The organism is uncultured Brachyspira sp., assembly GCF_944393015.1.
GTDB lineage: Bacteria > Spirochaetota > Brachyspiria > Brachyspirales > Brachyspiraceae > Brachyspira.
Map to the genome: position 1 here is coordinate 114,019 of NZ_CALXYQ010000002.1, position 22,528 is coordinate 136,546.

Below are 22,528 nucleotides of genomic sequence, written 5' to 3' on the forward strand. Positions count from 1 at the left end.
TAACAGTCAATATATGAAAAAAGGCTTTTGATTATGTTTATAAATATTAAAGAAAATATTAATTATGCTGAAGATATATCAATAATGATGACAGAAGCATTTAATAGTTGCTATAGCATAGATGATGTAATTGAATTAATTAATAAGTCTTTTATTTCTTTGGGATATATAAAAAATAATATATTGATAGGATATGCAGGACTTTTGGAGATGTACTCAAATATAACATGTGAACTTCATCCTATGATAGTAAAGTACGGATACAGGAATATGGGTATAGGTTCTAAGTTATTAAAGGAGATTGAAAGAGAGGCTAAATCAAAAAATGTACTTAATATAATGCTTGGTTCAGATGATGAAGATTTTAGAACTAATTTGCATCAATTTGATTTTAATAATACTGATATATCATATATATTTAATAATATAAAAAATATTAATAATCATCCTCATGAATTTTATCAAAAAAACGGATATAAAATTGCAGGCATTTTTCCCGATGCTAATGGTATAGGTAAGCCTGATATTTGGTTGTGGAAACAATTAGTATGAAGTATAATACTTGACAATATTTTAATTTATAATTATATTAAAAAAATGCTTAGTGATATTTTTACAGATATACAGAAAAATAAAAAAGAATGGCTTAAAAGCAAAGAGGGTGATGAATTTGAAGACAGATTTGAAGCCTCTTTAAAACGTCATGGCTTTAATAGGAGAATGTCTTCTGATAAAGAAATTAAAAATATACTTTCTTCTATAAAAAATGATATTTTAGATAAAAGCTCTGATAAAGTGATTGATAATGTTTATGCTTTAGAAGATAAGAGTATGGAAAACTGCTTTATATGTCAGCCTTATGGAAGTCAGAATTTTCCAGATTTTCTAATATTTACAGCTAAAAAAATTATAGCTATAGAAATAAAATACAGCAGTAATAAATCTTCTAGTCCTATGTGGAATAGTAATTTACCTAAATCAAATGCTATTTATATATTTGGCTCTTACGGCAGGGGAGATGTTACTTTCTTTATAGGAGATGATGTTCTTCCTATGAATGAACGTAATGAATTAATAAAATTCTTTGAAGAGATAAAAAAACTTGAAGATAATTTTAAAAATAAAATGAAAAAAGAAAGCAGGAATAATTTATTTGCATATAAATTTGATAGGGGATTTAATGTTTATGTTAGGCGTGCTTATGAGCAGAATAAAACTATAAATGAGAATGCAAAAATAGATTATTTTCTACATGAAGATAGAATAAAATGCGAAAATAATGTTATAGAGTTTTGTAATAGTTTGTAAAGATTAAGAGAGATATATGCAAGAAGAGTACACGAAAGAAAGTTTTGATTATCTTAAAAATACGGATATAGAAAAAAGAAAAAGATTAGGGCAGTACTTCACTCCTAAAACTATAAGAGATTTACTATTAAAAGAATTAGTATCTATTTCAGAAAAAAAAGATAATGTAAAAATACTTGATCCTGCATGCGGAAGCGGAGAGTTTCTTTTATCTTGTAATGAATATTTTGAAAGTCCTAAATTATATGGATTTGATATTGATGAGAGTTTAGTTGCTATATCCAAAAAACTAATAAATAATGCAGATATAAAATGTTTGGATACTTTAAAGCTTGATACTGAAAAATCTATTAAATATGATTATGTTATTGGAAATCCTCCATATTTTGAATTCAAACCAGATAAAGAATTAAAGAAAAAGCATAATGATATAATAAGCGGAAGAGTTAACATATTTTCTATATTTATAAAATTAGGTTTGGAACTTTTAGAAGACGGCGGATATTTGGCTTATGTAGTGCCTCCTTCTATGAATAATGGAGCTTTTTTCAGTAAATTAAGAGAATATATTATGAACATAAGCAGTGTTGAATATCTTCATATTGTAGACGGTTCTGATAATTTTTATATGGCCAATCAAAAGGTTATGCTATTAATACTCAAAAAAACTAATAGTCATAAAAATAAAAAATATATATTCTCAAAAAATGATATTACAATATTTACAGAGGATAAAGCATTTTTAAATAAAGCGTATAAAGATACTATAAGCTTAAAAGAAATAGGCTATGAGGTAAAAACTGGAAGCATTGCTTGGAATAAATATAAAGAAAATCTTACTGATGATAAAAATAATTCTATACCTTTAATATATTCATCTAATATAGTTGATGGAAAAATACTTATACCTAATAAAAGAAAACTTCAGTATATAAGAAATATTCCAAAAGAATTTATTATAAAGAATAATGTTATAGCTGTTAATAGGGTAACAGGATCTCATAAAAATATAAATATAAAATCAGCAATAGTAAAAGAAAAAGAGTTCGTATGTGAGAATCATGTAAATGTTATATATCCTTTAAGTAATTATAATAAAGATTATAGTTTGGAATATATTTATAATGCCTTAAATGATAAAGATAATATAAAGGTGCTAAGTCTTATAACAGGAAACACTCAGGTATCAAAGACAGAATTAGAAAGGCTTCTTCCTATAAGGATTATTGATAAGGTATAAATCTAATGAAATACAAGCCTAAATATAAATTCGGATTATTGGATTATATTAAAGATGAAAATATAAATCTTTCTGATATAGATACAAGCGATATAATTGATATGTCATATTTATTCGAAGATAGTAAAAGAAAGAATTTTGACGGCATAGAAACTTGGAATGTATCTAATGTAACTGATATGAAATGCATGTTTAAAAATGCTGAATATTTCAATGCTGAATTAAATAAATGGAATGTGTCTAAAGTTCTTGATATGAGTGAGATGTTTAGTAATACAAAATATTTTAACTGTGATTTAACTTCTTGGAATATTTATAATCTTAAATACTTTGAAGATATTTTTGAAAATTCTGATTCTTTCAAACATACAAAAAGTGTTTTAAAATTTTATAATAAATGTAAGAGCAGAAATTATAAAAAGAAACTTCAGTTAATGTTAGAAACTCTTGATATAAAAGAGCTTTACACGGAATTAAAAAATGATAAGGCCAATTACAAGAAAAATAAAGATTTTATAAAAAAGCTTGAAAATGTTTATTATGATGATATTAAAGATTTAATTTAGCCAAATTATTTTAAAATTAAAATATTTATTGTCAAACAAAATATAATTAATTTATATATTCAAGTCCTAATAATTTTTTTATTTCTTTATTGTTCATTTTCTTTGCTATATCTATTGCTTTACTGTCTACTGCAGCATTATTTCTTATAAGTTTTCTGCATATCTCTAAATTATTATTTTCTACCGCTATAGCTAATGGACTGTATCCTTTACTATCTTTTATATCAACATCAGCACCATTTAATAATAGAGTATCAGTTATAGCTATATTATTATTTTTTACTGCTGTATGTATTGGAGCGGATCCATTATATATATTATTTAATTCTGATTTAGAATTTATTAAAATATTAGATATTTCTGTATCATTATTAATTACAGCTATATTTAAAGCTAATTGATTTTTATCATTTAATATATTTACGTTAGCATTATTTTTTATCAAAGCATTTATAACTTCTATATATTCCTTTTTTGATTTATGAGCATTCATCACAGCTAAATGCAAAGCAGTATTTCCGTTTTTATCTTTTATATTAGGATTTGCTTTTTTAGATAATAGTAAATTAACACTTTCAATTAATCTGTCAGAATTATTTTCTATTATATAGTGTAATGATGTTTTGAAATTTGCATTTGTATTGTCTATATCAGCACCTAATTTTATAAGTTCATCTGCAGCCTCTACAGAACCATGTCCTACAGCATAATGAAGCATAGTATTAGTATCTTTAGTATCAACATCTATTCCTAAATTTTTTACTAAATAGTTTATGTTTTCTACATTATTTCCAATGCTTGCAGATTTTATTAATGATACAACATCTTCACTATTCATAAGCAAGTATATATTTTTATTGAGATAAAGTTCTAATATCTGAGGATTAGCATATTCTGAAGCTAGAAACTCGCTTCTTGGTTTTTCTTTCATTTGGAAATTAATATTAGCACCTGAATCTATCAATAATTTCACACTTTCAAAGTTTTTATTTATAGTTGCAATATCCATAGCTGAATAGTATGAGCCATCTATATATTGATTGTTATTTGTTATTTTAGTATTATTATCTAAAAGTATATTCAAATCTGTATACGGTGAGTTTTTAAGTACATTTATAGCAACTGTCTGATTATTTTCTGCAGCTATATGTATAAGAGAATATCCTCTTTCATCTTTAATATTTGGATTTACATTTTGTGATAATAGAGTTTGTATTGTTCTAATATCTCCTGTTTTTACAGCATTAATCATTTTATTTTCATTTTCTGTCAATGCATATAGAGTAATAATATTTATAAATAATGTTATTATTATGAGTTTTTTCATATTATTTCCATTTTGTTATTAAGTTAATATTATGTATACTAATACATTATAATCATCGTTTTTATATTAATTTTTATTATAACTTTTTTGTTATTAAAATATTATATAAATATAAGAATAAAATATTGAAAAATAGAAAAATATAGTATATACTTATGATAATATTTGGAGGTTTTTAAATGGCCAGCATAGAAAGAGATAAAGCTGTTGAATTATTCAAAAAATATAATGATGAGCATTCATTATTTAAGCATGCATTATCCGTGGAAGCAGTGATGAGATATTTTGCCAAGAAAAACGGCGAAGATGAAGACGAATGGGGTATGGTAGGACTTTTGCATGATATGGATTATGAAAAATATCCTGATGAGCATTGTATTAAAGTGAAAGAAATACTTGAGGCAGAAGGACTTCCTGACAGTTTTATAAGAGCCATTCAAAGTCATGGTTATGGACTATGTACAGATATTGAACCTTTAAGCGATATGGAAAAAACTCTATATGCGGTTGATGAACTTTCAGGTTTTATTACAGCATGTGCTTTGGTTAGACCTTCAAAGAGTTTAGATGATATGGAAGTAAAATCTGTTAAGAAGAAACTTAAAGATAAAGCATTTGCAGCCAAAGTTGACAGAACAGTTATAAATAAAGGTGCTGAAATGTTGGGAATCAATATAGATGAACTTATAAAAGAAACTATAGAAGCTCTTATTCCTGTACAAGAGAGTATAGGGCTTAAGAAAATTTCCTAAATACGGACTTGGGTTATGAGTAAAATAAAGATACTTACAATAGTAGATATGCAAAATGATTATATGGAAGGCGGCCCTATGGCTGTTAAAGGTGCTACCAAATTAGTACCTGTTATAAATGATCTTATAAAAAATGGGGAATATGATGCAATAATTGCAACTCAGGATTGGCATCCTTCCAATCATATATCTTTTGCTTCAACTCATGAAAAAGAGCCTTTTTCAAAAATAAAAGTTATAGATCAGGATACGGGCGATGAAGAGATTCTTACTTTATGGCCTCGTCATTGTGTTGCAAGAACTTATGGTTCAGCTATAGTTGATGGACTTAGAAAGAAAAGAGATTATATATATGTTCAAAAGGGAGTTGATCCTGATGATGAGGGAAACTCAGGATTTTCTTATATGCATAAAGAGTTTATAGATGCTGCTAGAGAAAATAAAGAAACTTTAGTTCTTGATTTTGTTGGTGTTGCTCTTGATTACTGCGTGTTTTTTACAGCAAGAGATACTGCTGAATATGTTGCTTCTATAGATGCTGAATATTTAGTAAGTGTGAATGTTCTTGAATATGCTTCTGCGGCAGTTAATCCTGAATCTATTGAGGGGTTATATACTTCTTGTCCTCTTATCAATCTTAAAAAGGTTAGATTGTGAAAATTATTAGGCTTGAAAAAAAAAGTAATTTTAATAAAGCCTATATTTATAAAAGCCCTATTGGTGATTTAATACTAAAAGCAGATGAAACTTTTCAATATATTACATCATTAGAATTTAATTTAAAAAACATTAAAATATCGTCAGATAATGAAGAACCTTCTATAATAAAGCAAGCGAAAAAAGAATTAGAAGATTATTTTTCAAATAGTTTAAAAAAATTTTCTATTCCTTTAGCTGTATATGGTACAGATTTTCAATATAATGTCTGGATGGAAACTTCAAAAATACCTTTTGGAAAAGTTGTTACCTATTCTGATATAGCAAAAAATATTTCAGATAAAAAAGGAAGCATATCAAGAGCAGTAGGCACAGCAGAAGGGAAAAACAAAATAGCTATTATAATACCTTGTCATAGGGTTGTAGGAGTAAATAAAAAGTTAACAGGTTATGCAGGCGGACTTGATAAAAAAGAATATTTACTAAAACATGAAGGTTTTGATATAGTTAATTCTAAAATTATAATGAAGTAGGTTATCTTATATGGTTAAAAAAACTTATAAAACAAATAGGCTTTTTTTAGTTCAGCCGAATGTCAATATGGCTTCTGAGATAGTTGATTTTTATAGGAGAAATAGAGATTTTTTTAAAGATTTTGATCCTAAAAGGCCTGATGTATTTTATAAGGTTAATACTCATAAAGATATTATTAAAAGAGAAATTGAAGAAATAAAATTAGAAAGAATGCTGAAATTTTGGATATATAAAATAGAAGATAAAAGAAAGATCATAGGAATGATTAATTTCAGTAATATTTATAAAGGTGTTTTTTTATCAACTACAGTTGGCTATAAATTAGATGAATTTGAACAACATAAAGGTTATATGACAGAAGCACTTAAAGCAGCTATTATAATAGTATTTAAAGAACTTAAACTACATAGGGTAGAAGCAAATATAATGCCTCATAATAAACCTTCTTTGGAATTGGCTAAAAGACTTGGCTTTGAATATGAGGGACTTGCCAAAAAGTATTTAAAAATTAATGGAAAATGGGAAGATCATGTTCATATGACAATAATAAATGATGAATTGTGATTTATAGATATTTTTTATTTTTTCTTATATAATTATATAATTCACTTATTTTTGAGGATAATATGTCAAAATTAATCATTAAAAATTTAGGCCCAATAACAGATTTTGAAATGGATATAAAAGATTTTAATTTGATTATTGGAGAGCAGGCAGTAGGAAAAAGTACGATTTGTAAATGTATATATTTTTTCAGAACTTTAAAAGACGATGTTACCTCTTTTATTGTTTCTCTATTATTAAATGACAAAGAGAATAATATATCATCAAAAGAACGGTTAATAACAAAATTAGATATTAAAGCAAAAGATTTGTTTATAAAAATATTTGGAGATTTAGAATATACCGATTTATTTATTTTTTATAAATACAAAGAATCTATTGACATGAAAATAGAATATGATGAAGATAAAAAATTGATTATATCTTATAGTAAAAATATATTAGATATGATATATCTTTTTTATACTAGAATAAAAAAGATTATGTATATGAAAAAGGATATGCTAGATTTTAATTTTCTTACAACAATTATATCTGGTTTATTAAATGAAAATATATTTGATGATGAATATAAAACTTATTATATACCTGCTGCAAGAAGCTCATTATCTTTTATTAATAATCAGAAAACTAAACTTAATTACGAAGCTATTGATTTAGTTAATTTGAAATTTATACAATTTATAGAAAATATACAGTATATATTTAGTGATGGAATAAAAGGACTTAATAATAAAATAGAAAATAAAAAAATGAGGCATGATATAATACAATTATCTAAAAAAATTATTAATCTTATGAAAGGTGAATATTTTTCTGATAATGGAATTGAATATATATTATTGAATTCTGAAAAAAAAGAGAAAATACCTGTTAATTATATATCTTCAGGACATCAAGAAATACTATGGCTTTTGAATATTTTATATTATCTTATCATAAGAAATGAAAAGGCTTTTGTCATTATAGAAGAACCTGAAGCACATTTATATCCTAAAATGCAGAAAGAAATTGTAGATTTTATAGTAAATTTTATGAATATCACAGGAAGTACAGTTTTTATAACAACTCATAGTCCTTATATATTAACGAGTACTAATAATTTATTATATGCCGGCAAAATAAGAAAAGAAAAAAATAATGATGATGTTAATAAAAAGATTGATAAATTATTTGGTAAATATGGTATTATTGATACTGATAAAATAAATGCATTTAAACTATATCTTAAAGATTATAAAACATCATATTCAAATTTGATAAATGAAAACAGCGGAGAAATCATGACTGAATTAATAGATGAAATTTCTGATTATATAAATGAAACTTATACTAAATTAATTGATATAGAAGAAAATTTATGATTAATAATAATTTTATAAAACAATTAAAAAAAGATGAAACTATAACTTTATCTGATTCTCAAACTAAAGTTTTTATATACGCTTTAGATGATATTGATATTATTAAAGTTGATAAAGGTATACTTCCTGATAATATACAAAAGTGTGATTATTTAGCATATAGAAAACAAGATAAAACTTGCTTTATAGAACTTAAGGGGAAGAAAATTTATGAAGCTTATAAGCAAATAATATCATCAATTAATTATATATTTAATGATAAAGATTTATCTTTTTTAATTAATGATGTTAAAACATTATATGCCTATATAGTAAGTAAAGAAAAAAATAAAATACCTAAAGGAAGCGACAGCAAAGAAAGGGAATTGGCAAATATTTTATATAGAAAGTCTAAAGAAAAATCAAAAATAAATAATGCAGTTAATTTAGTTAAATATGTAAGAACTGTGTCTAATAATGATAAAAGAGAATCATCAGATGAAAACAATTTAATTTGCAGTTCAAAAAATCCTTTGAAACTCTAGAATTATGTTTATTAATTTCTATAAATTCACATAAAAATATATAAAATTATATACTTACAATCTTTACAAATTAAATATTATCTGTATAATATACGGCGAAAAATAAATTATAAGAGGTGTATAAATGTCTGTAAAATGTGTTTGGTGCGGAAAAAATGTAGAGGAAATACAAGGGCAGGCTACTATGGATACATGCGATGAATGCGAGGATTTTTTTGAAGAGCATATTGATGATATAGCAGAATCTTTAAATGAGCTTCTTAAAAAAAATGAATCTTCATCATCTAAACCCACAGAAAAAAAGGCTTGGGTTAGCTATTCTCTTATAACAGCAATTCATATGCTTAGTTCCAAACCTTATATAGAATTTAAAGACTCTAAATATAAAGATTTAATTTCAGGTGATAAAAAATGAGAACATTATATATAATAACTTTAATATTCTTTTGTTTCACTGCAAGCTTAAGACCTAAAGCTCAGGAAAATTTTTATTGTGAATACTGCGGCAATAAATTTAGTTCTGTGAAATTATTAACTTCTCAAAATTGTATGCGTTATCCTGAAGGAAATTATAAAGGTAAGCATAAACTTTATGAAGGCACTGAAAAAGATGAATATACATGTAAATACTGCGGTAATCAATATAAAACTATAAAACAATTAACTTCAGCAAAATGTATGCGTCATCCTAATGGCAATTATAAAGGATATCATTCTCCTGCTTTATAATATTAACAAGTCAATAGTAAAATGTTTTATTTATTTAAATTTTAGGAGAACATATGTCTAATAATGAAAATAATAATAATGAAGAAAAGGTATTTGAGCCGGAAATAGTAAATAATAATGAGTCTGATAAAAATAAATCTTTAAATTCTATACTTTCTTGGATTCCATTTATACTCGCTTTGATATATACAGTTTCCCCTGTTGATTTTATTCCAGATGTTATACCTGTTGCTGGTTGGGGTGAAGATGCTATGTTTTTAATAGTATCCGCTTTGCATGGCATTCAAAATACTGTTTTAGATAAAGATACATCTATATATAAGATAGTTAAATATATAAAATGGGCTGCATTTATATTTAGTATTATATTAATACTCATATTAATTCTTCTTATAGTATTGATTTTTAAAGTTTCATCTAATTAATGATTATATATGCTGTAATTTTCTATGTTAACTAAAAATTATAAATTCCGATTATAAGATAGCTAGAATATATTTTAAAGATAGAAAGATGGAAGAGATAAATAAATATTGGAATGAATTTTTAGATATTATAAGTGAAGATGATGAATTTGCAGGTGTTGCTTTACTCAAAGGCAGCGTTATTGTAGCCGATAATGAAAATAAAGCAGATATAGTATGTTCAGGAGATTTTACTGCAGCACATATAAAAAAAGATTTTTTAGGAAGAATAAAAGATTTTTTTGAAGATAAATTAGGACATGATATAGATTTAGATGTCAAAGTAGATGCTGAACTTGTTGATAAATATTTAAACGTAGAAGAAATTGAAGAATCAGTTGATAATACTCATAATATTGAAAATACTTCTAATAAAAATGTATTAGATGTTTCTAAAAAAGAGAATGCTTATAATAAAAGTAATTTAAATGAGCAATTTAGATTTGATAATTTTATACAGGGAAATAATAACAGATATGTATTTGAAGCAGCTAAATATGTATCATCCAATCCCGGTAAAGAATATAATCCACTTTATATATATGGAAGTGTAGGTATAGGAAAGACGCATTTACTTCAGGCTATAGGCAATAGTTATATGCAAAGCAATCCTAATGCTAGAGTTCTTTATATAGATGGAAGCGGTTTCAGGGATGAATATGTATCAGGACTTCAGAATAAAAAACCAGAAATTTTCAAGAAAAGATATAAATCTTTAGATATGCTTTTATTGGATGATTTACAGCTTCTTGAAAGTGCTCAGGAAACATCTAAAGAGCTATTTGAAATATTTCAGGCTTTGGATAATGCTTCAAAACAGATGGTATTTGTAAGTGATAAGCCACCTAAAGAGTTGAGAAATATAGAAGCAAGATTAAAAAATAGATTTGAAAAGAGCCTTATTCTTTCGATAGAGCCTCCTCAATATGAAACTAGACTAGCCATAATAGAAAGAAAACTATTTGATTTGCATACCAGTATAGATGAAGAAGTTATGAAATATATGGCTGAAAACATTACAACAGATGTTAGAAAGATTGAAGGAGCAATAAGGGCGTATTTATCGGTTAGGGATTTAATGAAAATAACGCCTGATATAGAGCAATGCGAAAAACTTGATATATTTAAAGATTATTTCACCAATAAACCTAAATTGAAGAATGCTACTATAAAAGAGATAAAAAAGATAGTGGCAGATTATTATGGTGTAGAAATATCATCTTTTGAAAGCAAGGATAGAACTAAATTTATATCTAAAGCTAGGCATGTTGCTATATATTTAGCATGCGAATATTCTAAAAAATCTGTTACAGAAATAGGGCTTGATTTTAACAGAGATCATGCTTCTGTAATACATGCCAGAGATAAAGTTAAAGATGAATTAAAAACAGGTTCGCATTTATATTCAGAAATCAATGATATAATGGCCGGAATATCATAAAATTATTCAAATAATCTATAAAAAAACGATTGACTTTTATACGATTTTATATATAATTTAATAGTATTGTTAAATTAATACAATTTTTCATAAACCTCCTTATCACCCTGATGTCTTTTATCCAGGGTGATACTTTTTTAACCTAAATTCTTTTTAACTGTTCAAAATTATCATCATAATACTTTTATTATATTGATATGTATAAAAATAATACATAATTGAATATTTTCTGTGTGTAAAAATGATACATTTGATATTATATATTTGTATATTTGCATATAATTAAAAATTACATATATATTTTGGTATGTTTTTGTATTATACTAGATAGTATATCATAATATATTAGTGTATTACTAGCAGTTTTTTACCATTAATATGTTTGATATGTAGTGTATTATCCTGTTATTTTAAGTTAAATATATTATTTTAATTTTTTATATTTAGGAAATAATTAGAAAATAATATAGAAGACTTTAATTATTGGCACGTTTATTGCATATATTAGTAGTGTAAAGTTGAGAATATTAAAAGTCATAAAATAACAGTTAATTAAAAGGAGAATAAATGGAAGAAGAAATAAAAGAAAATAGTGAAGAGAAAGAGGAAGAAAACACAGAAGCAGAGGCTGTTGAAAATGATGAGCAATCAGAAGATAATGCTGAAAATAATAATGAGGAAGATGAAATAACTGCTTTGAAAAAAAGAATAGAAGAATTAGAAAATGAATCTGCTGATATGAAAAATAAATATATGTATGCTATGGCAGAGGCAGAAAATATAAGAAAAAGAACTGCTAAAGAAAAAACTGACAGCATAAAAAGAGCAAATAAAGGATTATTATTATCTCTTTTGACTTTTATGGATAATTTTGAAAGAGCATTGAAAGCAGGCGAGCAGGATTCTAATGTTCAGGGCAGTGAATATTATAAAGGCATAGAATTAATACATAAACAATTTATAGACTTTATGCATGACAATGGAGTTACTGAAATAGAGTCTTTAGGCGAGGAATTTGATCCTAATGTGCATGAAGCATTAACTATGATTGAAGTTCCTGATATAGATAAGGAAAAGGTTGTTGAAGTTTATGCTAAAGGTTATAAATTGAATGATGAACTTTTGAGAACAGCTAAAGTGGTAGTTGGAAAGCCGGCTGCTGCTAAAGAATAAATAAATTAATTAGGAGATTTTATGGCACATATTCAACTTTTTAGAGCTTATTACGAGCCGAAAGCAGACAAAAAAGAAAGTATACAGCATATAAACAGAGTTCTTCAGGATTTAAGTGATGCTATAAACAATCATATTAAAGACAAAGAAGTAATCAATGTTGACCTTACTACTTCACATTTAGGTAATGGTCATACTGAATATGTTGTTAGTGTTCTGACGAAGGACTAATAACAAATAATATATAAACAATTTAAAATATATAAATATTAATTTTAATATTAAAAGATTTAGTAATATTGAGTAAAAGGAGAAATTTATTATGAGTAAAATAATTGGAATAGATTTAGGAACAACAAATTCATGTGTATCAGTAATGGAAGGCGGTAAGCCTGTAGTAATAACAAATGCTGAAGGAAACAGAACAACTCCTTCTGTAGTAGCATTTACAAATAAAGGCGAAGTATTAGTAGGACAGCCTGCTAAAAACCAAATGGTAACTAACCCAGAAAATACAATCTTTTCTATTAAAAGATTTATGGGTAACACTTATGCTGAAGTAACAGAAGAGCGTTCAAGAATGCCTTATACTGTTATAGAAGATGGCGGAAAAGTAAAAATTAAAACTTTAGAAGGAAACTTCACTCCGCAAGAAATAAGTGCAAGAATACTTCAAAAGATGAAACAAACAGCAGAAGAATATTTAGGTGAAACTGTAACAGATGCAATCATTACAGTACCTGCATACTTCAATGACAGCCAAAGACAATCTACTAAAGATGCCGGACGTATTGCCGGACTTAATGTATTGAGAATAATAAACGAACCTACTGCTGCAGCTTTAGCTTATGGTATGGAGAAAAAGAAAGATGAAAAAATCGCAGTTTATGACTTGGGCGGCGGTACTTTCGATATATCTATACTTGAATTAGCTGACGGTGTATTTGAAGTAAAAAGTACAAACGGTGATACTCACTTGGGCGGTGATGACTTCGACCAAGCTATTATCCATTGGTTAATTGATGAGTTTAAGAAAGATACAGGCGTTGACTTGAATAATGATAAAATGGCTTTACAGAGATTAAAAGAAGCTGCTGAAAAAGCTAAAAAAGAAGTTTCAAGTTCATTACAAACTGATATTAACTTGCCATACTTGACAGCAGATGCATCAGGTCCTAAACACTTGAATGTATCTTTATCAAGAGCAAAATTTGAGGATTTAGTAAGAGATTTAGTAGAAAAAACTCGTATCCCATGTGAAAAAGCATTGAAAGATGCAGGACTTTCCACTAGCGATATAGATGAAGTTATACTTGTTGGAGGTTCTACAAGAGTACCTTTAGTACAGGAAACAGTTAAAAACATATTTGGAAAAGAGCCAAATAAAAGCGTAAACCCAGATGAAGCAGTAGCAATGGGTGCTGCAGTACAAGGCGGTATCATTAAAGGTGATGTTAAAGACGTTCTTCTTCTTGACGTTACTCCGCTTTCACTTGGTATTGAAACAGAAGGTTCAGTAATGACTGTTTTAATCAACAGAAACACTACTATACCTACAAACAAAAAACAAGTATTCTCTACAGCAGCAGACAATCAATCATCTGTAACTATTAGAGTATTACAAGGTGAAAGAAAAATGGCTAATGACAACAGAGAGCTTGGAAGATTTGACTTGGTAGGAATACCACCTGCACCAAGAGGAGTACCGCAAATCGAAGTTTCATTCGATATTGACGCTAACGGTATCGTACATGTTACAGCTAAAGATTTAGGTACTGGTAAAGAGCAGAAAATAACAATAGCTTCTTCAAGCGGACTTAGTGAAGATGAAATAAACAAAATGGTTCAGGACGCTGAAAAACATGCTGAAGAAGATAAGAAGAAAAAAGAGGAAGTTGAAGCTAAAAACAATGCTGACCATATGATTTATCAGACAGAAAAATTATTGAAAGAAAACGGCGATAAATTACAGCCATCAGATAAGTCTGAAATTGAATCAAAAATGAATGCATTAAAATCAGCAGTAGAATCTAATAATACAGACAATATTAAAAGAGCTACAGACGATTTACAAGCAGCATGGAGCAAAGCTTCAGAGGCACTTTATAAACAAGCAGGAGCACAGCAGCAAGCACAGCCTGATGCTGGACAACAAGCACAGCAAAATAACAGCCAAGATTCAGGCAGAAAAGATGACGGCGTAGTTGATGCTGATTATGAAGTTGTTGATGATAATAAATAATAAAATAGATAAAAAGTAAAAGTTGAATATATAAAGTCTAATGGGCGGTTGGAAGTTGATTTTTAAGGTTTGATTTTCAGCCGCCTATATTTTTATGAAGTATATAAAATGATTGAATTATTAGAAGCCTATAAAAATAATGATTTAGAAACATTAAAAGCCTTAATAGAAAAGGTGCTGATATAAATGTTAAAGATAATAATTATGATAGAACAGCTTTGATGTGGGCTTCAGAAAAAGGGCATTTAGAAGTAGCTGAATTTTTGAAAGCTAATAGAGCAGTATGAAAAAAGATGTTGAGTTAATAGAAGTTATTAAAAAGAATGATTTTGAAAGAGTAAAATTATTGGTATCAAAAGGTGCCGATATCAATATAAAAAACAGATATGGTAATACTCCTTTAAATACAGCTTCAGGATTTGGTTATTTTGAAATTGTTAAATATTTGATAGAGCATAATGCTGAAAATACTGATGCTTTGATTATGGCTTCTATGAACGGACATGAAAAAATAGTGAAATATTTAATAGAGCAGGGAGCAGATGTTGATATTCAAGATGAAAGAGGCGAAACTGCTTTAATGAATGCATCAGAAAATGGGCATTATAATATTGTTAAATGTTTAATAGATAATGGGGATAAAATTGATATAAAAGATAATGGATATCAAACTGCTTTAATGTATGCAGCAAATAACGGGCATTTGGAAATCGTTAAGTATTTAATTGATAAAGGTGCAGATGTTAATAATGAAAATAGAGATGGTGATACTGCTTTAGTATATGCTTCGAAGAATGGGCATTTTGAAGTAGTAAAATATTTAATAGAAAAAGGAAGTTATGTAATAAAACATAGTAGTGCTTTATGGTATGCCTCAAAAAATGGTCATATAAAAATAGTTAAGTTGTTAATAGATTCTGGGGCAGATATAAATAAAGAATATGGATATGATAAAAGATATACAGTTTTAAGTTATGCTTTAAAGGAAGGAAACACAGAAATTGCAGAATTATTAAAAGCTAATGGTGCTAAATAAAAATATATTTAAAATTTTTGTTCTTTGAAAAATTAGTATCATAAAAATTATATATATAAAAAAATTATTAAATTGTAACTTATTTAAAAAATATTTTTTTGTGTTATAATATTTGGCAATAAAAATAAGGCAGATAAGTGAAAAATAAAATTATAGCTTTTATTAAAAGAAAAAATGAATCCATTCATACAACCGAAACTATATATATAGCTTCTATACTTACTATGGTTGGCGGTTTTGTTGATGCCTATACTTATATTACTAGAGGAGGAGTTTTTGCTTATGCTCAAACTGGTAATATAATATTTTTTGCTATGGGTTTGGTGAGAAAACAATTCAAAGATACTCTGCATTATTTTATATCTATTATAATTTTTGTTGTTGGAATTTTTTTTGCTTTGTATATAAAGAAAATTTTGAATAAAAGAAAGATAATTGAATTTGAATATGTTATCATTTTAATAAATTCTATATTGATGTTTATAGTTGGAATACTCCCTAAAACATTTTCAGATACGATAATTGTAGGAAGTATATCATTTATGTCAGCAATATTTATGATAACATTTAATAAAGTAGAAGGACTTTCTTATGTTACGAATATGTGTACTGGTAATTTAAGATCTGCTTCTGAGAATTTATTTAAATTTTTATTTGATAAAGATGAAACAGGATTAAAAAAAAGTTTAATGTATATTACAATATTATGTTCTTTTGCTTTAGGTGCTTTTTTAGGAACTTTATTTACTAATATGATTGGTATTAGAGCCATATGGGTTTCTTCAGGTTTATTATTAGTAGTTGAAAGTTTAATGTTTTTTGAAAAATAAATGTATTGATATTTTTTATATAATTTTAAAGGATATTTATTATGGATAAAGATTATTATAAAATACTTGATGTTAATATATTTGCAAGCAATGAAAAAATAAAAAAATCTTATAGAGAATTGGCTATGAAATATCATCCGGATAGAAACCCCGGTGATGAAAATGCCCATCGTATGTTTGTAGATATAAATGAAGCTTATGAAATTTTATCAGATAAAGAAAAGCGTATTGAATATAATATTAGTTATTTAGCCAGCAATAAATATGTTGTTGGCGGTTTAGCAATTGCTGGATTAGGATTGGGTTTACTTCTTGGAAGAAAAAAGAAATAATTTGTTTTAGAATACTTATTTATCGTTTAATTATGTAATTATAGATAAATTAAATTTAAATAGATAATTTTATTAAGAGGATATGATAAATGGCAGAAAAAAGAGATTATTACGAAGTATTAGGAGTGGCAAAAACTGCTACTAATGATGAAATAAAAAAAGCATATAGAAAATTGGCTATGCAGTATCACCCGGATAGAAATCCCGGAAATAAAGAAGCTGAAGATAAATTTAAAGAGGCTACAGAGGCCTATGAAATATTATCTGATGAGAAAAAAAGAGCACAATACGATCAATTTGGTTTTCAAGGTGTTCATAGTGATTTTGCTGATGCTTATGGCAGAGGCGGTTTTGACTTCTCATCAATGTTCGGTGGCGGCGGAGGATTTGGTGATTTAGATGATATATTCAGTTCATTTTTTGGAGGCGGATTTTCAGGAAGAGGTTCAAGATCACAAAGACGCGGTAATGATATAAGACATGATGTTACTTTATCTTTAGAAGATGCTGTTTTCGGAAAGAAAATGGAAATCAAATTAGATAAAAATGATACTTGCGATGTTTGTCATGGTACAGGAGCAGAACCCGGCACAAAAACACAAACTTGTCCTACTTGCGGAGGAAGCGGAGAAGTTAGAATGGCTCAGGGATTTTTCAGTGTAAGAAGAACATGCAGCAGATGTAATGGAAGCGGTTCTATAGTAACAACTCCTTGTAAAAACTGTAAAGGAAGCGGTACTGTTAAGAAAACTAAAACTATTTCTGTTAATATTCCTAAAGGTATAGATGATAATACTCAGCTTAGAGTAAGCGGAGAAGGTGAGGCTATAGGCGGAGGAATAGCAGGTGATTTATATTTGTATATACATGTTAGTCCGCATCCTTATTTCGTAAGAGACGGCATAGATTTAATAACTGAAGTAGGCATTAATATTGCACAGGCTGCATTGGGTGCTGATATTTATATACAAACTTTAGATAAAAAGAAAGTTAAAATAAAAATTCCAGCAGGAACTAACAGCGGACAAATATTTAAATTAAAAGGAAGCGGTGCAACTCATATAAACAGATCCGGAAGAGGTGATTTATTTGTTGTAGTTAATATAGATGTTTCATCTAAATTATCTGCTGAAGAAAAAAGATTGTTTAATGAGCTTAAAAAGGTTATGCCTGCTAATGATGAACCTACTTTAAGAAAACCTAATAAAACTAATTGGTAATGGTAAATTAATAATTACAATAATTATAAAAAAGGAGGAAATTATCCTCCTTTTTTTATTTTTAATTATGATTAAAATTAGATATTAATTGTAATATTTCATCTGTGTTTTGCAGTTCTTCTATTGATGACATAAATAATTCATAAGATTTTTTATTTTCAGTCATCTTTTTAATTTTTGATATTATTGATATTGGATTTTTAGAATCGTATATCAAAGCATTTTTATCATCAGAAACTATTTCTGCAGATGAACTTTTAGCATCTATTATAGGCAATGTTTTATAATGCCAAGCTGCTATTAACTGAGTATAGAAAGAATCTTTTATATTATGTATTATCATGCAGTTTGCAGTTTCTATTTCTTTTCCTATTTTTGAATTATCATCTTCATCTATGAATTCTACATATTGTTCTATACCTAATTTATGAATATTTTCTTTTAATTCTTTATCGTATCCTATTATTTTTAATTTATATATATCATCGCTTTCTTTCAAATACTGTGCATAAGCTGCTGTACATTTGAAAATACTATCTTCTTTATTATAGAATATTACTATTGATTTATCTTTTTCTTTTTTAGCATTATTATTAATAAATATATAAGGAGAAAAATAAGGCTGTATTATCTCTATATTTTTGATATCTTTATGTAAATATAATAGTCTATCTTTTGTTTTCTTACTTCCGCATATTATTATATCAATATTATCAGTATGCTCATAATCCAATTTCATAAGTCTTTTATCTATTAATTTTGTTTTGCTGTCTTTTTTTTCCTGAAAATATAAATGATTTTGGAAATTTAAAGTATACCATACTACTACAGGCAATTTATTTGCTCTTTTTTTTATCAAAATATTTTTAGCCATAGATGCTATTATATTCATAGGAAAATCTATAGCTATAATGGCATCAGCATTTTCAGCTATATTTGCTATATCTTTTGCGGACTTTTTGAAAAATAATAAAGATAAATGTTTCCTTGCAATATAAGCTGGAAAGTTTTTTGGAAATGATTTTGAAAATACTGTTATTCTTATAGATGATTTATAGAAATGCTCTACCATATTAAGCATAAATTGATTAGATTTATCTTTTATATTGCTGGCATTAGATATTAGTACAATAATTTCTTTCATTTTTTATCCGTCATAATTAAAATATACCAAATCCCTTTCCGATATTTGAAATGATAAATAAGGACTTGTTATGAAAATAAATAAAATTTTATTTATAATTTTTTCTATATATATTTCGGCATATTCTAGAGATATTTTACAATATCATACTGTAATGAGTGATAGAAATGCTAATATAACTTTAGAAAGTATAAATGTAAATGCCAATAAAACTGTTTTAGCTACAAATACTCAATATGATTTAAATAAAGAATTGGATAAAGTAAGAAAACTTATGCAAGATGGTAATTTTTTTGAGGCAATTGATTTATGCAATTCTTTAGAAACTAATTATAATAATTACTATGAAATATATTATCTTAGAGGGCTTTCATATTATAGAAGGGCAGACCTTTATTATGCTTCTTTAGATTTAAAAAAGCTTTTATCTTTATATATAGAAGAAAAAGATTATGATACCGTTTATGGTTTGACTTATGAGTTTTTTGATGCTATTAATGAATATGAAGAAACTTTAAGATCATGTATCACAGCCTATAAAACAACTAATAATCCTTATTGGCTTTTTTTATCTGGTAATTCTGCTTTAAAAAATGGCGATGTTAAGAGTGCTGATTATTACTTTAATGCTTGTGTAAAACAGAATAGTTCTTATGCTAATGAAGGATTTGGAGATATAAGCTATATAAATAAGCAATATGATAATGCTATAGATAATTATAGAAAGGCGAGATATTCTAACAGTGAAGAAAAAATTAGAATTCAAACTAAAATAAGCAATGCTGTAGTAAAAAAAGAGATATATGCATGGGATAGAAGTTTTTCATCACAAAATTATACAAATGCCATAAGTATACTAAATAATATTTCTTCATATTCTAAAGATTATCCTGAAATAACAGTAGCTTTGGCTAAAACATATTTTGCTTTAGAAGATTATAATAAGGCAAAAAGTATATTATTAAAACTTATTTCATCTGTAAAAGATTTTGATGAGGCTTATGCTATATTAGCCCAAATATATTTATATGAAAAGAATGAAACTGAAGCTATAAAAATAATAGAAAGAGGATTAGAATATACATATAATAAACCTAGATTATATGAAACATTTGCCTCTATGCTTTATGATTTAGGCTATAGTTATTATCCGGATAGAATAATATCTCAAATTCTTAATTTATATAATATTTCTGATGAAAATAAAATTGATTATAGTAAGAGTTTAATAAGACAAAAAAGATATGATGAAGCTTCTAAATTATTAAAATCTGTAGAATATTATAAAGATATTGCAAATAGCTTATTAAATAATATTGAATATAACAAAATATTAGATAAAGCAGAGTTGTTAAAGGAGCAAAAGTATTATGTTGATATAATGCAGCTTCTTTCTAAATATAAATTTGAAGGAAATGAGGAACAGCTTAGAATAGGGTATATTGCTGATGCTTATAATAATTTAGGTTCTATAGATGAAGCCATAAATATATTGAAAGAAAATTTTAATGCTAATACAATAAGTGTTAATAATGTATTTTTACTTAGAAAGTTATTAGGTATCAGAGCTTCAAACAATGATACATCAGCTTATCAAAAAGAGAGAGATGCTATAGATATAAGGGCTACTGAATACTGGGAAGAGGAATTAAAATTACATTTGAATTTGGTAACAGATAGAGTATTTGAATTTGTTAAATTTAATCAATTTGATGAGGCTTTAGCTTATATATCTGATTTAAGAAATAAAAATTATGATGTTGCATATATAAAACAGATTGAGTCAACAACTTATGGGCTTTATGCAGCATATTTGTATAAGAATAAAAGATATGAAGAAGCAACCAAGACTGCCGCTTTAGCCTTTAGGAGAAATAGAAGCAATTATGATGCTGTTGCCGTTCAAAATGAAATGTATATAGATTCTTATTTAAGTTCTATTGGCTATTATGATAATATAAGTGCTTATGTAAGTTTATCTTCTACTATGAAAGAAGTTTTGAGGATTTCACCAGCATATATAGATAATAGAATAAAACTTGCTGAAGCATACATATATGAATATAATATAGAAGGATTCAATATAATCAATAGAATTACTGAATATATTAATGTTAATGGCGGAAAGGATTTATTATTAGGAAGGGCATATAATAGAGCTTATTTATATGAGTATTCACTTTTATCTTATAATAGAGCTTTAAAATATCTAAATGTTAATCCTATATATATAGCTGAAAGTGCTGTTAATATAGAAAATTATAATCCTTCTTCTGATGATCTTAAAAGATTAATTACTGAAAATGCAAATAATCCTGATAAGCTTTATGCTGCTTCAAAGATTTATACAAAAATTGGAAATTATACTGAAGCTTTAAATATAATTAATAATGCTTTATCATTTGATGGTAATAATATTAATTACATTTATCAAAGAGCGTATATAAAAGAACTTATGGGAAATAGTAAAGATGCATTATCCGATTATGAAAGTATAATTAGAATGAGAAAGAATTATGCTGCTGCTAATTATAGGGCTGCTTTAGTTTATCTTAATAATTTAAAAAATGATACAAATTCTGAAACCTATGCTTTAAATTATTTGGCATTAGTTCCTGATGATTACAGCGGTTATAAACTTTTAGCAGATATTTACAAATTCAGAGCTGAAAGGTATATAGATGCTAATACAAAAAATTTACTTAAAGAGGCTTTAAATAATTATCAAACTGCTTTAAGTAAAGCTGTATGGGGTAGAGATTTAGAAGCTAGAAATATAATATTAAAAGAAATTAATTATATACAAAATAAATTAATAGAATAAATTTACAATTCATTATCATAAAAACTAATAAAGCATAAAGTGCATTCTTAAATCCCGCCCTTTATGCTTTTTTATTTGTTACCAAAAATAAAAGTTTTCATTAATTTTTTTACTTAATTTATAAAAGCATTCCCGCCCAAATTTCGATTATATTTTTTATACGCGTAACGCACGTTGAATGAATTTTTATTTATAGTTTATATTATAATTATTACTTAGCTCATATTTATAATTTTATTCACCGTGCGGTGATGATA

General features: G+C 26.5%; 25 protein-coding genes. 23 read left to right on the forward strand and 2 right to left on the reverse strand.

The features are described 5' to 3' along the window. Positions 1-33 precede the first annotated feature (33 nt). Genes Q0K19_RS01420 through Q0K19_RS01435 form a run of 4 tightly spaced genes read left to right on the forward strand, consistent with a single transcriptional unit; the run spans position 34 to position 3,114 of the window. Positions 34-552, forward strand: a complete 519-nt coding sequence (locus Q0K19_RS01420; protein WP_297244855.1) for a GNAT family N-acetyltransferase — start codon at positions 34-36, stop codon at positions 550-552. 45 nt (positions 553-597) lie between these two features. Then, on the forward strand, positions 598-1,308 hold the full coding sequence (locus Q0K19_RS01425; protein WP_297244856.1) for a type II restriction endonuclease: 711 nt from the start codon (positions 598-600) through the stop codon (positions 1,306-1,308). 16 nt (positions 1,309-1,324) lie between these two features. After that, the gene (locus Q0K19_RS01430) at positions 1,325-2,548 is read left to right on the forward strand and encodes an N-6 DNA methylase (RefSeq protein WP_297244857.1); all 1,224 of its coding nucleotides are present in this window, start codon (positions 1,325-1,327) and stop codon (positions 2,546-2,548) included. Positions 2,549-2,553: 5 nt separating this feature from the next. After that, positions 2,554-3,114 carry a BspA family leucine-rich repeat surface protein gene (locus Q0K19_RS01435; protein ID WP_297244858.1) on the forward strand — a complete coding sequence of 187 codons (561 nt, stop codon included), beginning with the start codon at positions 2,554-2,556 and terminating at the stop codon, positions 3,112-3,114. Positions 3,115-3,160: 46 nt separating this feature from the next. Here Q0K19_RS01435 and Q0K19_RS01440 read toward each other — a convergent pair whose 3' ends face one another. Next, positions 3,161-4,441 carry an ankyrin repeat domain-containing protein gene (locus Q0K19_RS01440; protein ID WP_297244859.1) on the reverse strand — a complete coding sequence of 427 codons (1,281 nt, stop codon included), beginning with the start codon at positions 4,439-4,441 and terminating at the stop codon, positions 3,161-3,163. A 179-nt stretch (positions 4,442-4,620) separates the two neighbouring features. Between Q0K19_RS01440 and Q0K19_RS01445 the strand changes: the two genes are divergently transcribed. From Q0K19_RS01445 to dnaJ, 18 genes are all read left to right on the forward strand, one after another. Continuing rightward, on the forward strand, positions 4,621-5,193 hold the full coding sequence (locus Q0K19_RS01445) for an HD domain-containing protein (protein WP_297244860.1): 573 nt from the start codon (positions 4,621-4,623) through the stop codon (positions 5,191-5,193). 15 nt (positions 5,194-5,208) lie between these two features. Then, positions 5,209-5,850 carry an isochorismatase family protein gene (locus tag Q0K19_RS01450; RefSeq protein ID WP_014487633.1) on the forward strand — a complete coding sequence of 214 codons (642 nt, stop codon included), beginning with the start codon at positions 5,209-5,211 and terminating at the stop codon, positions 5,848-5,850. Continuing rightward, positions 5,847-6,383 carry a methylated-DNA--[protein]-cysteine S-methyltransferase gene (locus tag Q0K19_RS01455; RefSeq protein WP_297244861.1) on the forward strand — a complete coding sequence of 179 codons (537 nt, stop codon included), beginning with the start codon at positions 5,847-5,849 and terminating at the stop codon, positions 6,381-6,383. The genes Q0K19_RS01450 and Q0K19_RS01455 overlap by 4 nt, the downstream gene beginning before the upstream one ends. Before the next feature lie 10 nt (positions 6,384-6,393). Further along, a complete protein-coding gene (locus Q0K19_RS01460; RefSeq protein WP_297244862.1) occupies positions 6,394-6,948 on the forward strand; it encodes a GNAT family N-acetyltransferase in 555 nt (184 codons plus the stop codon). A 62-nt stretch (positions 6,949-7,010) separates the two neighbouring features. Continuing rightward, on the forward strand, positions 7,011-8,312 hold the full coding sequence (locus Q0K19_RS01465) for an AAA family ATPase (RefSeq protein ID WP_297244863.1): 1,302 nt from the start codon (positions 7,011-7,013) through the stop codon (positions 8,310-8,312). After that, the gene (locus Q0K19_RS01470; protein ID WP_297244864.1) at positions 8,309-8,836 is read left to right on the forward strand and encodes a hypothetical protein; all 528 of its coding nucleotides are present in this window, start codon (positions 8,309-8,311) and stop codon (positions 8,834-8,836) included. Before Q0K19_RS01465 ends, Q0K19_RS01470 begins: the two co-directional genes overlap by 4 nt. Positions 8,837-8,960: 124 nt before the next feature. Beyond that, positions 8,961-9,251: a hypothetical protein gene (locus Q0K19_RS01475; RefSeq protein ID WP_014487636.1), complete on the forward strand. Its 291-nt coding sequence runs from the start codon at positions 8,961-8,963 to the stop codon at positions 9,249-9,251. Next, positions 9,248-9,565: a hypothetical protein gene (locus Q0K19_RS01480; RefSeq protein WP_297244865.1), complete on the forward strand. Its 318-nt coding sequence runs from the start codon at positions 9,248-9,250 to the stop codon at positions 9,563-9,565. Before Q0K19_RS01475 ends, Q0K19_RS01480 begins: the two co-directional genes overlap by 4 nt. A gap of 53 nt (positions 9,566-9,618) precedes the next feature. Next, positions 9,619-9,990, forward strand: coding sequence for a YkvA family protein (locus tag Q0K19_RS01485; RefSeq protein ID WP_297244866.1), 372 nt, complete (start codon positions 9,619-9,621; stop codon positions 9,988-9,990). 88 nt (positions 9,991-10,078) lie between these two features. After that, on the forward strand, positions 10,079-11,470 hold the full coding sequence (gene dnaA, locus Q0K19_RS01490; RefSeq protein WP_297244867.1) for a chromosomal replication initiator protein DnaA: 1,392 nt from the start codon (positions 10,079-10,081) through the stop codon (positions 11,468-11,470). A gap of 567 nt (positions 11,471-12,037) precedes the next feature. Beyond that, positions 12,038-12,643: a nucleotide exchange factor GrpE gene (locus tag Q0K19_RS01495; protein ID WP_297244868.1), complete on the forward strand. Its 606-nt coding sequence runs from the start codon at positions 12,038-12,040 to the stop codon at positions 12,641-12,643. A gap of 21 nt (positions 12,644-12,664) precedes the next feature. After that, complete coding sequence (locus Q0K19_RS01500) at positions 12,665-12,874, forward strand: hypothetical protein (RefSeq protein ID WP_014487641.1); 210 nt, start codon at positions 12,665-12,667, stop codon at positions 12,872-12,874. 91 nt (positions 12,875-12,965) lie between these two features. After that, on the forward strand, positions 12,966-14,885 hold the full coding sequence (dnaK, locus tag Q0K19_RS01505; RefSeq protein WP_297244869.1) for a molecular chaperone DnaK: 1,920 nt from the start codon (positions 12,966-12,968) through the stop codon (positions 14,883-14,885). A gap of 182 nt (positions 14,886-15,067) precedes the next feature. Continuing rightward, complete coding sequence (locus Q0K19_RS15380) at positions 15,068-15,172, forward strand: hypothetical protein (protein WP_367172108.1); 105 nt, start codon at positions 15,068-15,070, stop codon at positions 15,170-15,172. Then, the gene (locus tag Q0K19_RS01510; RefSeq protein WP_297244870.1) at positions 15,169-15,921 is read left to right on the forward strand and encodes an ankyrin repeat domain-containing protein; all 753 of its coding nucleotides are present in this window, start codon (positions 15,169-15,171) and stop codon (positions 15,919-15,921) included. Before Q0K19_RS15380 ends, Q0K19_RS01510 begins: the two co-directional genes overlap by 4 nt. A gap of 137 nt (positions 15,922-16,058) precedes the next feature. Further along, positions 16,059-16,751 carry a YoaK family protein gene (locus Q0K19_RS01515; protein WP_297244871.1) on the forward strand — a complete coding sequence of 231 codons (693 nt, stop codon included), beginning with the start codon at positions 16,059-16,061 and terminating at the stop codon, positions 16,749-16,751. A gap of 41 nt (positions 16,752-16,792) precedes the next feature. Further along, positions 16,793-17,083: a DnaJ domain-containing protein gene (locus tag Q0K19_RS01520; protein ID WP_297244872.1), complete on the forward strand. Its 291-nt coding sequence runs from the start codon at positions 16,793-16,795 to the stop codon at positions 17,081-17,083. An 89-nt stretch (positions 17,084-17,172) separates the two neighbouring features. Further along, positions 17,173-18,303: a molecular chaperone DnaJ gene (gene dnaJ / locus Q0K19_RS01525; protein ID WP_297244873.1), complete on the forward strand. Its 1,131-nt coding sequence runs from the start codon at positions 17,173-17,175 to the stop codon at positions 18,301-18,303. Positions 18,304-18,364: 61 nt separating this feature from the next. Here dnaJ and Q0K19_RS01530 read toward each other — a convergent pair whose 3' ends face one another. Continuing rightward, positions 18,365-19,447: a glycosyltransferase gene (locus Q0K19_RS01530; protein WP_297244874.1), complete on the reverse strand. Its 1,083-nt coding sequence runs from the start codon at positions 19,445-19,447 to the stop codon at positions 18,365-18,367. A gap of 70 nt (positions 19,448-19,517) precedes the next feature. Between Q0K19_RS01530 and Q0K19_RS01535 the strand changes: the two genes are divergently transcribed. Next, positions 19,518-22,271, forward strand: a complete 2,754-nt coding sequence (locus Q0K19_RS01535; protein ID WP_297244875.1) for a tetratricopeptide repeat protein — start codon at positions 19,518-19,520, stop codon at positions 22,269-22,271. The last annotated feature ends 257 nt before the right edge of the window (positions 22,272-22,528 follow it).